Source organism: Alteromonas sp. I10, from assembly GCF_003201515.1.
GTDB classification, from domain to species: domain Bacteria; phylum Pseudomonadota; class Gammaproteobacteria; order Enterobacterales; family Alteromonadaceae; genus Alteromonas; species Alteromonas macleodii.
In genome coordinates, this window is the sequence record NZ_QJJN01000006.1 from 75,167 (window position 1) to 89,425 (window position 14,259).

A 14,259-nucleotide genomic window follows, 5' to 3' on the forward strand; every position below is an offset into this window, starting at 1 on the left:
ATGACTCAGTAAAAGGATTTTTATGTCATCACCTAACGCAGACCAAATAAGAGCGATTAAACATCATGAAGGGCCATTACTAATTATTGCAGGTCCTGGTTCAGGTAAAACTTTCACGCTCGTCGAGCGTATTCTAAACCTTATAAAGGTTCATGATGCAAAACCTGAGCAATTGCTCGTTGTAACATTTACGGAAAAAGCCGCACTGGAGTTAAAGACAAGGATCTCCAACAGACTTTTAGAAGAAGGCTCCACATTTAATGTTAATGAAATGTATTTGGGGACCTTTCATTCAATTTGTTTAAGGCTTCTCGAAGAGTACCGAGAGTACACTCGCTTAAAACGCTCGTTTGTTTTGATGGATCAGTTCGACCAACAATATTTCTTGTATCAAAACCTTCGAGAATTTAAGGATATCGAAGGTGTAGAGCACATTCAGGGAGAACATAAAATACCAGCTTGGGCTAAATCAGAAAACTTGATGTCTTGGCTCAATAAGGTAGCAGAAGAAGCAATAGATATTAATACTTTATTGAACTCTGGAGACTTGGCGATCAACGCATTGGGGGAATGCTGTGAAACATATTGTCGATTGCTGAATAAGCGTAACGCTTTAGACTTTTCATACATCCAACTAGAGACATTGTATCTTCTGCAAGAACACCATGAAATATTGCAGATGCTAAATGATAAAATCACCTATCTCATGGTCGATGAGTATCAAGATACAAATACAATTCAAGAGAAGCTTTTGAGGTTGTTGATGGGTGATAACCAAAACTTGTGTGTTGTGGGTGATGATGACCAAGCTTTGTATCGATTTCGGGGAGCAAGTGTAAGAAATATTCTTGAGTTTCCCAAACACTTCCCTACTGGGAAGTGTAAACAAATTAAACTTTCTACTAACTACCGTTCTCACCCAGAAATCGTTGGATTCTACGACACATACATGGGAGATAAGCCTTGGTTACGTGGAGGAGTTAATTATCGTTATAGTAAAACAATTCAACCTCGTGAAGGCGAGTTCATAGATACGCCATCTGTCATTAGTGCGGTTACACCAGAGGGTAATGAATGGCATGAAGATGTCTATAACCTACTTATCCACTTAAAAGAAAATGGAAAGTTAGCAGATTGGAATCAGGCTGCGTTTTTGTTCCGTTCGGTAAAATCTGACAAAGTACGAGCTTTAGCTCAAGCGTTAGAAGATCGAGGAATACCGGTTTATTCACCAAGAGCTAATTTGTTTTTCGAAAGACAGGAAGTTCGTTATTTGCTTGGGGTATTACATATGGTATTCCCACAGGTGATGAAAGAGCGCGCTGAAAAGCAAAAGGAAGGCAGAACTCCACACATATGGGAATATTACGAGCGTTACTGTATTAGCCCATTGATCGAACGACTTAGAGAACGAGCCAACAAAGATTTACTAGAATGGTGTCAACGAAAAGCACGCTATCATTTAGGTCTTACTGCCAACGCTGACTATTCATTTTTATCTCTGTTTTATGAAATTCTTCAATTTCCGCTTTTTAGTCAATATCTAGAGCAAAAGAATGGTAATGAGCGAGCACAACGAAACTTGTCCCAGCTGAGTCGTATGCTTGGCAAGTTCGAATATTTACATCATGTAAGCGTTTTGAATCCAAAATTCCTTAATAGTAACTTGAAAGACTTGTTCGATAATTTTTTGAGATTTTTATACGATGGCGGCATCGATGAATATGAAGACATGTCTGAATATGCGCCTTCTGGATGCGTTTCATTTCTTACTATACACCAATCAAAAGGGCTCGAGTTTCCGATTGTTTTTGTAGGTTCTTTAGAAGCTACGCCTCGTAAACAGTATACTGTTCTTGATGAAATCATCGAAAATGAGTATACCGAAAAAACGCCTTTTGAGCCTTTGGAGGAAACAAAACATTTCGACTTTTGGCGCTTATTTTATACTGCATTTTCAAGGCCACAGAATTTATTAATCCTAACTGGCCAAGAACGTTCAGGTTACGGTAAAACACCATCTCGATACTTTGAGGAATACGTTAGTAAGTTACCCTACTGGAAAGACGTTAAAGGCAAGATTACAAATATAGAGTTTGAACACGTAAAAGACGTGAATATAAAAAATGAATATGCTTTCACTTCACATATTACGCTATTTGAAACTTGCGCAGAACAATACAGGCTGTTTAAAGAATTAGACTTTCAGCCGGTAAAAATAAGCCCGATGTTATTCGGTACGCTTGTTCATGAAACTTTAGAAGATGTTCATAAAGCAGCTATTCGAGGCGAAGAACACCTGATAAATCGTTCACATATCGAAGAGTTGTTAATGGATAATTATCGCAACTTATCCAATCGTGAACGCATGTACCTTGGTGACTCGACTCTTGGGGCTGCGTTAAAACACGTTATGCGTTATGTTGAGCACAAGGATGGTAATTGGCAAGATATCAAAGAAACCGAAGTCGATATTTCGCTTGTGAAAGATCAGTATGTGCTCAAAGGAAGCGTGGATTTGATTAAAGGAGAAGGCGATACCGTTGAGATCGTTGACTTTAAATCTGAGCGCAAGCCAGATATGGAAAAAGACAGAGATCGTATTAAACACCATCAACGCCAGTTGGAAATTTACGCTCATTTAGTTGAACAAAGAACTGGTTACAAGGTTAGCAAAATGCACCTTTATTTTACTGGTGAAACAAATGGCTTACCAAATATTAGTTTCAACAAGAATACCTCAGCAATAGAGTCGACTATTAGTACGTTTGACTCAATTGTCGATAAAATTGAAAACAAAGATTTTAAAATCCCATCTCGTCCAGACAAAACTTGCGTTGATTGCAGTGCACGAGCGTATTGTGACCGAAAAAATTGGGAATTTGCTTAAGGATTACTCATGATAGACACAAATGTAGAAAAGTATGAATTTGAACCAATTAAAAGCTACCCGATGCTTAATTGGAAGGGTAAGAGACCTTTCCGTTCTACACAGTACTACCCTGCGCAACTGAAAGAAGTCTACGGGCAAGAAGATGAAAATGGTTGGATAAACAAAGTTTTTTGGGGCGACAACCTTCAAGTGATGAGTCATTTACTAAAAAAATTTAGAGGTAAAGTTGACTTAATCTATATTGATCCTCCTTTCGATTCAAAAGCGGACTACAAGAAGAAAATTAAACTTAAAGATTTGGAAACTGAAACAGACTCAAATTCCTTTGAAGAAAAGCAATATACTGACTTATGGAATAACGACGAATACTTACAGTTTATGTATGAGCGACTCATCATGGCCAAAGAGTTGTTATCCGAAAAAGGAGCTATATACCTCCACTGTGACTGGCATAAAAACCATCATTTACGTTGTATGTTAGATGAAATTTTTGGTCCTTCGTCATTCGTGAATGAGATTGTTTGGTGTTATTCAATTGGAGGAAAAGGTAATAACTTTTTCGCAAGAAAACATGACACTATTTATTTTTACTCTAAATCTCCCTGTGCCAAGAGAAACCATTACTTTAATGATAAGGATAAAAATGTAAGAACTGATAGAAAGCCTAATTCTCATATGAAACTTCAATACGACTCTGACGGAAGAGCGTATCAGTCCAAAGTGGATAAAAAAACTGGTAAAGAATACGTATACTACATGGACGAAGGAAAAATACCGGAAGATTATTGGACTGATATAGAACAACTGAACCGAGAAGATAAAGAACGAGTTGATTACCCTACGCAAAAGCCAGAAAAATTATTGAAAAGAATAATAGCGGCATCTAGTGCTAAAGAGTCTATTGTATTTGATTTCTTTATGGGGTCTGGAAGCTTTCAATTAGCGGCTTGCAAGCTGGGAAGAAAATTTATCGGTGCGGATATTAATTTAACTGCTGTTCAAACTACATCAAAAAGACTTTTAAATGAAGGCGCTAATTTTGAAGTATATTCTGTCAATAATTATGAGCTATTTAAAAACCCGATTGAAGCAAGAGAATTACTTTTAGAGGCATTAGAAGTACAGCCGCTTGAGTCAACATCCGCTTATGATGGAGAGAAAGATGGCTTCAAAGTTAAGGTTATGCCTGTTAATCGCATAGCAACAAAAGAAGATCTTAACGATCTAATTTCAAATTTTCCCTACAAAACATTTGAAAAGCGAAAAGCCGAAGCACCAAATAAACCAGTAGAAGATATTATGCTTGTTTGTATGGGGCATGAACCAGGCTTAGGCGCTACGCTAGAAAACGAATCAGGTTACAAACTTAACGTACAAGTGGTCGATATCCTAAGAGATAAAGCTGACTTAACTTTTAAGTATGACTCTGAAGCCTCTATAAATTCTGATGATGGTAAGCTAATAATTGAGGCCTTTTATCCAAGAAATCTTTTACAAAAGCTCAGCCTACAAAAAGAAGATGTAAGAGAGTGGCGAGAAATGGTTGAATCAGTCATGGTCGACTGGAATTATGATGGTGCAGTAATGGAACCAACTATTATTGATATTCCAGAGAAAAATGAATTTGTTAAAGGGGAGTACGAAATCCCTGAAGGGGCGACCAATATAAAAATCAAAGTCACCGATTTATTATCAGAGTCATATGAAGAGGTGATCTCATATGCCTAATACCGCTCAAGAAAACTTCGAATTAAACCATTCGTTTTATATACATCTACATGAATTTTATAAACAAAAAAGAGGATTAATTCGAAAGAACTATACTCGATTGAGTCGTGCATTTTTGGACTTCAATGAGCCATCTAGGCCCGGAAGTTTCTTGCGCAAACCACAGTTCGAAGCTTTAGAAATTTACGTATTCCTAAAAGAGTTTCTCGATAACAAACCTGTATATCAGCTATTCGAAGATTGGTACAACAATGCTGGAAAGTTTGAGAACAAAGTAACTGGCGGCATTGAAGCTGTTGATGGCCAATTAGTCCAAGGCGATATGTTTTGGGAAATGTCAGAAAAGGACTACAAAGGCATCTTCAAGCGTATGAAAGCCAGCAATGGTGGCAGATTATACCCGAACTATATTTTTGCTTTAACCATGGGAACAGGAAAAACCATCCTTATGGCAACCTGCATATTTTATGACTTTTTGGCAGGCAACAAAAAGGGTAATGACGAGCGGTTTATCCAAAACGCATTGGTTTTTGCTCCGGATAAGACAGTATTACAATCGCTTAGAGAAATAGAATCATTTGATCACTCTAAAGTAGTGCCAGCCGAATATATGCCCATAGTTTCTGAGTTTAAATTTCATTACTTAGAAGATGCAGGCGTCTCACTTAATACAATGGATGGTTCTAAATTCAATATCATTGTGTCTAACAGTCAAAAAATCATCTTAAAACGTGACAATAAAGGCAAATCTTCTACAGATAAATTATTCAGCTCTGGAAAAGAGCTATACCAAGGGTTAGATGGTGTTGGTAGCAACATGGCTGCGATGCTAGGTCTAGATCCTGAGACAATGAATGCAGCACCAGAAGGCGAAGCTGATTTGGTAACAAATCAACGTTTTGAAAAATTAAAAAGATTACCTCAACTCGGCATATTTGTGGATGAAGCTCACCATGCTTTTGGTGACAAACTAGCTAAAGATATGGGTGTAAAAAAAGCCAAAAACTCACTGCGTACCACTATCGATGAGTTAGCTATCAATCTAAGGCATGCAGGTACAAGTGTTGTTGGTTGTTACAACTATACTGGTACGCCTTATGTTGGAAAGGATGTATTGCCTGAGGTTGTTTATGCATACAGCCTTAAAAAAGCTATTGATAATAACTACCTAAAACAAGTTAAGCTCAAAGGTTATAGCAATACACGTCATGAAGAATTCCTCGAAATATCAATTGAAGAGTTTTTAGAAAGCACAAAAGATTTTCGACCTGAAAACATGCTACCCAAGATGGCCATATTTGGAACGACTGTTGAAGAGATCACATCTGAAGTGCGTCCTGCCGTTGAGAAAATACTGGCCAAACACGGTATTTCTGCAGAAAGAATATTAGTCAATGTCGGGGATAGCAAGGTTACTACGGATGGTGATATTCGTGAATTTAATCGATTAGATACACCGCAATCTGAAAAGCAATTTATATTGTTGGTAAACAAAGGACGTGAGGGGTGGAATTGTCGTTCGCTATTTTCTGTTGCTTTATACAGAGAGCCTAAATCAAAAGTATTTGTCTTACAGGCCACTATGCGTTGCTTGAGAGCTATTGGCGGAGTTCAACATACTGGTCATGTTTTCTTAACCAATGAGAACATGGCTCTATTGGACAAAGAACTACAAGCAAACTTCCGTATAAGTGCCGAAGAGATGGGAGATATTGGTTCCAAAAATGAGACTTACAAAATTCGAGTCGAACAACCACCGATTAAGATTCCGATAAAACGTGTTCGCCGAAAATTCAAACTTGTCGAGAACAAGGATCTTAAAGATGGTTTCAAACTAGGACTAGATGAGGTTGATTTAGCCAAGTACAGACTCATTGTGCAAGAACAAAACGGTCTAATAACACCTGAAGATATGGGAGCAAATGTACGTACGAACACCGACCTTTCTGACAGAAGACAGCAACGTACATTTTCTAAATTAATGTTAGTTTCAGAAATCGCTCGATATCTTAACAAGCCTTGTTTAACTATCGAGAAGATACTGGAGGCAACAAAAGAAACGACAGATGGCATTGTTAAAATCGTTAATAAATTTAACGAAGTCCTATACGATGAAGTAATTCCTCGTCTTTTCCGAGAAATGTATGAAATTGAGTCTGAAAATATAACCGAAGAGTTTGAAGTGGAGCTCGTCAAAGAACCACCGATAGACCCAGGTTACTATCAAGTAACCGCTTCTAAGGACAAAGTAGTACGGAAAGCCGACTCTGCTGCTACCGAGAACAAACACAAGACCTTCCACTTAGATACTTATTGCTTTGATTCTAACCCAGAAAGACAGTTTTTCTGGGATATGCTGAAAGATCAGAAAGTAGACAACATTTGGTTTACAGGTATGCTAACGCATGGCCAGAGCGATTTCGTTATTCATTATGTTGATAGCGAAACTCAGCGAGTGCGCAGCTATTACCCAGACTTCTTGATTAAGAAGCAGGACGGTTCTTACGTCATGGTGGAGGTAAAAGGCGAGCACATGATTGACTCCCAAAATGTTAAAGATAAGAAAGATGCCGCAGAGTTATTAGGCGTCGCTTCCGGGATGCAATATGAAATTATTGCCGGCAAACAAGCCGCTGATGGCACATATGGGAGACAGTTTTTAGAGTCTTAATGCGTTGCTATTCATATCACTTTGTTTTGAAGGGCGTGTTGATTTATTGGCGATATTCAATAAATCAACACAGAAAACAAACTAAAACAGCAACTGTTAATACGACTTAAAAGCAACTTTTCAAATTTTTTCAGCACGGCCGTTAGCAAGCCATAAAGCAAAGCTGATTCATGTTAGCCGATCTGGCTCGCGTATTACTAACATTGGAAAAATTGGGAACTCATTTAAAGGTGATAATAATTCATAACCTAGGCAATACAACATATATGTAAAAAAGATAAGAACAAGGCAACCATGAATCGCAACACACCGATACTCATCCTACTGAGTTTTTTTATATTTGCGTGCACATTTCCCAGTGATGCTAATACCCAAGTAAAAAAGAGTAACTCTGGTATATGTCATGACACGTCGAGCGCATCTTACAATCGAACCAAAAATTTCGAAGTCTTTAGTACTATTACAGCCTGTCTTGAAAGTGGTGGTCGATTACCCAAAGCAAAATCGGCATACCAGCAGGCTGAGAAGGAAGCGCTGAACGAAGGAAGAATTTTTACTGGTGAGTACGATAGAGCTGATTGGCCGCATTGGATTGATGATGATAGTGATTGTCAGAATACACGTCATGAAATGTTAATATCAGCTTCTAGCATTCCTGTTGAGTTTAAAACTGATAGGGGATGCCAAGTTGTTGTCGGTGAATGGTATGACCCGTATTCAGGTGACACATTTACCGACTCTACCACGCTTGACCTTGACCACATTGTTCCGCTCAAATTTGCACATGGTCATGGTGGGGATAAATGGTCCCGAGATAAACGACAAGCGTTTGCAAATGACCCGCAAAACCTTTTACTTGTAAAAGCATCTCTTAATAGACAGAAAGGTGCTAAGGGCTTAGATGAGTGGTTACCACCGAATCATGCTTATCGATGCAAATACATAGCGAAGTTTATGGAAGTCGTCGATAAGTATGCTCTTCAGCTCATTCCTAGCGAAAAAAGAGTCATCAGCAAAATGCGTAGTGCTTGCACTGATAATTAGCCCACGAAACGTTACAGAAATTTCATTACAATAAACAGAATAACAGTGCGCTAGTTCAGTTACTTCTTCGATGATAACCAGTTAGATTTATTCGTATCGCTATCGTAAATAGGTTTTTTTATATGAAACGTTCATATGCTGACGAAGTAAAGGCTATTGTCGCAGATACCTACCTTGCTTATACATCCGACATCGACGGTACAGAGGCGTTTAGGCGTTTTGTTTCGAAGGTAACGCCACTTTTTGATGTAAAAAGAGATCCTAGGTTTTCTGCTTTTACAGATGAAGAACTGATTGATGAAATGCTTCTTCTTGAGAAAGACATACTGCAAATTTTGGAAGTCACCTAGCTAAACTGAATGCGGCTCTTTAAAATAATAATTTTACGCATAAAGAAAAAATGCAATTAATATCAATTAAAACATGGATTTAGCTTTTAATTCTGTCAAAAAATTGATTCTAAGATGCTATATTTATTTCGGAATAAAAATGTTTAGTGGACACTATCATGAAGTTTGATAAGGCTTACAGCAAAACGTTGGATGATTGCGTGACTATATACGAGCTTAGAGATCTAATCTTTTCCGAAGACGGTGATTACGAGCTTTCATCAGACCTTTTTTTATGCCCAAATCATAAGTGTCGTCTTGAAGTGGATAACTTGTGCGCTCTGACGACGTTTAATGCGCGAAGTAAGAAGTACAAAAAGACCCCGCACTTTAAAGATAAAAAAAGTACAAAACATTGGGAATTTTGTCCTTATGATTCTCCAGAAAAAGACATTATCGACCGAGATCCTGAAACCTCTCATGATGAAGGCATAAAGTACACAAACCATCCATCTGAATTCCTTTTAGAAAGGAAGAAATATGTCCGTAAGAAAAAGCGTGATGATGAGGGTACAGGCGATCCTGCTGACAGCGTGCAAAAGATTAAGCCTAGGAAAAAAACAGGCGATAGCGACACTAAATCGAGTCCAAACAAAACCAGCATATTTGAGCATATAGTCGAGAGCTTCGTGGCAAACAAGCATGACCGAAGTGCTCTTAAAGCCATGCCACTTACTATTGGCGATTTAAGAGCCAACTATAATTTCTTCTTTAAGCAAATTCGTTATTTTGAAGATCGCGAAGGGCTTATCTACTGGGGTCGCGTTAAACAAATAAAGGATTACAAATTTTCATTTAGTGTCATTTTTGAAGACAGAGTTTCAGGCCATTCAATAAGTGCCTACATCCCTAAAGCTAGTATCGCAGACTATTACAAAAGAACCTATTTTGAGGAAAAAATACGAGAATTTATTGATTTGGATGAAGATATTGACTGCTTTTTTCTCAGTGCATACCCCCATTTAAAGACAGTTCAACATAATGGTAAGGAGTTCGAGGTGTATGATATTGAGATTAACAACCTTAATCATTTTATGCTCAGAATTGCCGAGTGACTTGGTTTCCAAAATCTAAGATGTTTTTATATTCTACGTCTGCGAACGATACCTGCTTTAATAGATTTTTCGATAAGTAGAGATTACTGGTAGGACATGGATCGAAGTGACAGGTTCATCTGAGCTTCTAAGGGACTTATTCGATTCTTCCCTAGTAAGGTGAATAGAGATTCATACTATTTATCTAACTTACCTTGAAGTTAATATCGGCTAAGAAGTGAATGCGTCTTCTATCTCTTTCTTAAATTCTGCCAAAAGAGTGTCATCCTCACAAACTCCCGAAAGCCGCCAATTCAAATGCGTATTAAAAACATCGAAAGCCTCGTCGCTTAGCTTGTATCCTGAGTCACGATATGCCTGATAATGTGCGCCAACAGGTTGTATTTGATCTAGGCGTAATAGCGACTGCTCACCTTTCTGGTGAGGAAGATAATCCCACATAAATTGTGGATACTCACAATGCCTTACTCGCTCTAAAAAAGCGGCAGGATATCCAGCACGCTTTCCAGTTTTCACACCGTAAAACGGAGCCGCAAGGTAAAATGGGTGGTAGTTTCTTTTTGGAGAACCTTTTGTTAAATTAGGGTCAACGACGGTGCCAGGTTCAGCAATGACTAAACATGGACGCATCTTGCTTTTGTAAGCTCTCCAATATTCATCAGGGTTTAGCGATAGAGCCGCAACAGGGAGTTGAGATTTGGCTACTTTTTGCGTAGCCATAAGTGGCGCTATTTCAAATTCTGCTGAGTCATGACGAGTTGCTTCAACTCTACCGACAGGGTTCAGAGTTAGGGGGATTTGCTCATATTGAGAAATATTTGCAAAAATTAGTGAGCCTACTCCTACCTCGTGTGATTCGACCCACCACGGCTCAACTATGCTTCTAATACAATCAAATGGTATATCAGTCATCTATCTCTGTTCTTGTTGGTGACTTCCAAATATCATTCATAAAACGTCCTTGGAAACGTTTAGAGATATCTTCGTCTAGTTCAGATTCCTGTAACGCTGCTAAACCTGCTTCATAAATTTCGTCATATCTTGGTGTTGTCACCAATTGAGGTATGTCACTTTTCTTAAACAGACCAGCTTTTTGCTTGTCTTTAAGTGATGAGATTCGCTCTTTGAACTTACTTAGTTTCTTTTTTGATAAAGAGTGTATTTTTAGTGAATCATCGACAGAAATTTCTTCATCAAAAGTTAAAACGGTAAAGTCTAGCCTCTCGCGTGGCGCTGCATTTCTCATTGGTTCGGTGTTATACACAAAATTTAGAAGTTCTTCTGTATCTTTCTTAAATTTGCGAATACAGCTATTCAACTTTCGAGTGATAGAAGGAGGAATTTGCTGTTTAATTTGAGCAAGTAAATCACTATTGATTAAGGACCACCTAACCGCATCCTCCTCACCAAATTTACTACTGTAAAGACTGTGAGTAGCTCCTGCCCCAAGTAAAGTTAGCTCAATCATCTGAAACGTTGGTAATGACCATGGACCAAAGTTATGGAATTTCCATTCGATTCCAGTATACGTCAAGCCTTGAGACCGCATAGCGTAGTAGTAGTCCGCCAAATAAAGATATTTTAGAATATGAATAGGTCCAAGACTCCGTTCAAAAAACGAGTCTTCTTCACCAGCTGTAAGAAGCACATATTTGATAAGATTTTCAATATTCTTATCATTTTGTGATGTCAAAACAATCCCCTAGTTTCATTCGCGATGCTGCAGGCTGACTTCTCACGAAGCAGCTTAATTGCTGCACCGTAGTCATCCTTACTCTGCAACTTAAACAGCAATTCATTTGGATAACTATTTACCTTTAGTATTTTTTTTATTTCGACCTCATCAGAACTGAGCAAAAGCATATTTGCCATTATTTTCCGTTTTCCAGACGCAATATCTGATTTAGACTGCCCAGCAACAAAAAGTGCGCGATTATAACTCAAAATTTTTCTTGATGCATGTAAGCTCCCTCCAGTTAAGTCACTTTGAACTAGAACTACACCTTGGGAAACGCCAGCTTGAATATAATCTCTTTGAACTAGGAACTGTCCTCTAACCGTTGTTCCGTATCCATACTCGCTAATTGCACACCCAAATCTATTAGTGATGTCCTCAAGAAGAGCTCTATTTTGTGCCGGGTACACTTTATCCAACCCATGAGCTAAAACCGCTACCGTATTTCCTTGAGACTCAATTGCAGTCTCATGAGCGACAGTATCTATTCCTTTAGCTAATCCACTAACAATACAAAACCCTTCATTGACAAGCCAAGATGTCAACCGCTTGGCGATTTCAACACCCGACTCAGTAGGCTCTCTTGTGCCGATCACAGCTACAGTTTGTTGATTTAGTACTTTCGGATTCCCAGCACAATAGAGAATAGGAGGACGTTCTTTGTATAGATTTAATTGCTTAGGATAATCTGGGTTTAACGGTGTAAGAACAACATGCCCATATCTGCTGGCTTCTCTTAGCTGAGAATCTGCATATGCCTTTGCTATTTCGAAGTCAGAGATAGCAAAATCCATCTTTAAACTAAATTTACATATGTCTTCTATTGATTTATCTAGCTCACCGTTATGTATTAAAGAATTTAGCTTTGTTTTACCAATACCTTTAAGCCTAGATAAAGCAATGAGCTTATGGGTATGCTCTTCAATCATTATTAATATCTTCGCTATATGTGCATTCTCTGCCTTGGCTCTTAAAGTCATGTCCGTAGAAATACTTACCGTTGTAAAAGTGCTTACACAGTAAATTATCGCAGTGAGGGCACTCCTTTTCGAAAATTGGTTGAGTTTTCTTACACGGAATAGGTTCTCGGTAACCTGAGCATCCGTAGAATGAAATTCCTGTTTTGCCATTTCTACGCACTTGCATAGGCCTGCCGCATTCGGTACACGGAACGTAATCACTACTTGTTCTGACTGTTTTGGCTAAACAACAACCAACCGCACGCGTGTTACAGTATTGTTGGAGCAATTCATTAGCCCTCGCCAAAGTAGCGCCTGTAGTTATTACGTCATCTATTAAAAGCACTTTCTTCTCGCGAACAAGTTCGGAGTATTTTAAATTGAAATGAAGGTTGACGCTCAACTCTTGTATTCTATTCTCTTTACTGCCCAACGTCTTAAGGCTTTTGCTGCCTTCATTAAAGAAAAATAGGTCTTCAATGAAAGTCGGACCCTCTTGGTAATTGGCGGCAACTCTTTCAAGAAGCTGTTCTAATCTTTGATTTTTCTCAGGCTTGGATGGAATCACTGCAACCACGTCAAACGCGACGCCGTTACCAAAAAACCATTCAGGCAATTTGTCTATTACAAATGAAAAGAGTTCTATCCAATAATCGGGAGCTTCAAAAAGTGGTTGCTCCTCCTTTGAAAAAATGTGTTTAGATAAATTATGCTCTGAATGCAAAGTGGCGCTTAATGGGCTTCTTAAACTAAAGTATCTTCCTAGAGCAATGTTCGAAACTTCTTCCTTTTTGAGAGGAACAATTTGAGCATCCTCATTGAGAGGGATAAAGTAGTACATAGAACCTGATTTAGGTTTGAAATGAGTATAATTCGACGCTAATTCTGCAATGTATTGAATTCTATTTATATTTGCTAAGTCTTTCAGTAATTGATCAGAGTTAATTACTACCGACGGTGCGACAGATATTGGGTTTTTCGTTGCCCAACTAGGAGCAACTGGAATTACACGGGCATGATAGGCGGCCTCGAAATCGCTATCGAGATCGCCCACATAGATGCATTGACTTGGCTCGAACCCAAAGTCTTTTACCAGTCTGAGAATACCTTTTGGAGAGGGCTTTATATCAGGTGTCACGTCGTCAAAACATAGAGTCGAGTCAAAATAGTTAAAGATACCAAAGTGCTTTAGTAAGGTATCGGTGTACAGTCTAGGTGAGTTTGTCACGAGTCCTATTTTTATATCTTTTTCTCTCAGGCCGGACAAGATTGCTTTTATTTGCGGAAATAGCCTTGCGTTATGGAGATTATCAACTAACTCATCATGCATTACATTTCTGCGATAGGGCTCTAGGTTTTTGCTAAGTATTAAGGTGTCATCTAAGTCAAAAATAACTGCTTTAATTGGCTTCCGAGCCATAAATGAACTCCATGTTTAATAGTTTATTTAGATGTGAAACACGAATATAAGCATAGTGTATAGGAAAATCTAATTCTTGTAACGGATGTTGGCAATGAGGAGGCGGTATCAGTTTTTTCGATTGAAGCCCATTAACTTCATAATCAATTCCATCTGAGATTTAACGCGTCTTCCGTTGGTTACAAGCATCTAGAAATGTAAAGCTAGCATAAACATATTACTTTACTCATGCCTAAAGCATGTCCCTACTACGTACTATGCTTAACAATAGATGCCCCACATTTCTTATACTCTGAAGCTCACTCCTTGAACTGTTTTTCATCACGCTTCATATCTTTGGCATCTACAGCTTGTTTTTTCTTAGA

Annotated in this window: 10 protein-coding genes; 6 read left to right on the forward strand and 4 right to left on the reverse strand. The window is 38.4% G+C overall.

Annotated features, from left to right (window positions below; all coding sequences use genetic code 11):
* The first annotated feature begins 22 nt into the window (after window positions 1-22).
* From BZA03_RS12760 to BZA03_RS12785, 6 genes are all read left to right on the forward strand, one after another.
* The gene (locus BZA03_RS12760; protein ID WP_110288981.1) at window positions 23-2,890 is read left to right on the forward strand and encodes an ATP-dependent DNA helicase; all 2,868 of its coding nucleotides are present in this window, start codon (window positions 23-25) and stop codon (window positions 2,888-2,890) included.
* A 9-nt stretch (window positions 2,891-2,899) separates the two neighbouring features.
* Window positions 2,900-4,621: a site-specific DNA-methyltransferase gene (locus BZA03_RS12765; protein WP_110288982.1), complete on the forward strand. Its 1,722-nt coding sequence runs from the start codon at window positions 2,900-2,902 to the stop codon at window positions 4,619-4,621.
* Entirely contained in the window at window positions 4,614-7,292 is a 2,679-nt protein-coding gene (locus tag BZA03_RS12770) for a DEAD/DEAH box helicase family protein (RefSeq protein ID WP_110288983.1), read from the forward strand. Before BZA03_RS12765 ends, BZA03_RS12770 begins: the two co-directional genes overlap by 8 nt.
* Window positions 7,293-7,586: 294 nt before the next feature.
* A complete protein-coding gene (locus tag BZA03_RS12775) occupies window positions 7,587-8,336 on the forward strand; it encodes an HNH endonuclease family protein (RefSeq protein ID WP_110288984.1) in 750 nt (249 codons plus the stop codon).
* A gap of 122 nt (window positions 8,337-8,458) precedes the next feature.
* Window positions 8,459-8,686, forward strand: a complete 228-nt coding sequence (locus BZA03_RS12780; protein WP_110288985.1) for a hypothetical protein — start codon at window positions 8,459-8,461, stop codon at window positions 8,684-8,686.
* 158 nt (window positions 8,687-8,844) lie between these two features.
* Window positions 8,845-9,780 (forward strand): hypothetical protein, encoded by a 936-nt coding sequence (locus tag BZA03_RS12785; RefSeq protein WP_110288986.1) that lies wholly within the window; start codon window positions 8,845-8,847, stop codon window positions 9,778-9,780.
* A gap of 210 nt (window positions 9,781-9,990) precedes the next feature.
* Here BZA03_RS12785 and BZA03_RS12790 read toward each other — a convergent pair whose 3' ends face one another.
* From BZA03_RS12790 to BZA03_RS12805, 4 genes are read right to left on the reverse strand one after another with little or no spacing between them, the layout of a single operon-like run.
* On the reverse strand, window positions 9,991-10,692 hold the full coding sequence (locus BZA03_RS12790; RefSeq protein WP_110288987.1) for a hypothetical protein: 702 nt from the start codon (window positions 10,690-10,692) through the stop codon (window positions 9,991-9,993).
* Window positions 10,685-11,473 carry a hypothetical protein gene (locus BZA03_RS12795; protein ID WP_110288988.1) on the reverse strand — a complete coding sequence of 263 codons (789 nt, stop codon included), beginning with the start codon at window positions 11,471-11,473 and terminating at the stop codon, window positions 10,685-10,687. The genes BZA03_RS12790 and BZA03_RS12795 overlap by 8 nt, the downstream gene beginning before the upstream one ends.
* A complete protein-coding gene (locus tag BZA03_RS12800) occupies window positions 11,470-12,444 on the reverse strand; it encodes a DNA-processing protein DprA (protein WP_181417297.1) in 975 nt (324 codons plus the stop codon). The genes BZA03_RS12795 and BZA03_RS12800 overlap by 4 nt, the downstream gene beginning before the upstream one ends.
* Window positions 12,437-13,894 carry an HAD hydrolase-like protein gene (locus BZA03_RS12805; protein ID WP_110288990.1) on the reverse strand — a complete coding sequence of 486 codons (1,458 nt, stop codon included), beginning with the start codon at window positions 13,892-13,894 and terminating at the stop codon, window positions 12,437-12,439. The genes BZA03_RS12800 and BZA03_RS12805 overlap by 8 nt, the downstream gene beginning before the upstream one ends.
* Between the last annotated feature and the right edge of the window lie 365 nt (window positions 13,895-14,259).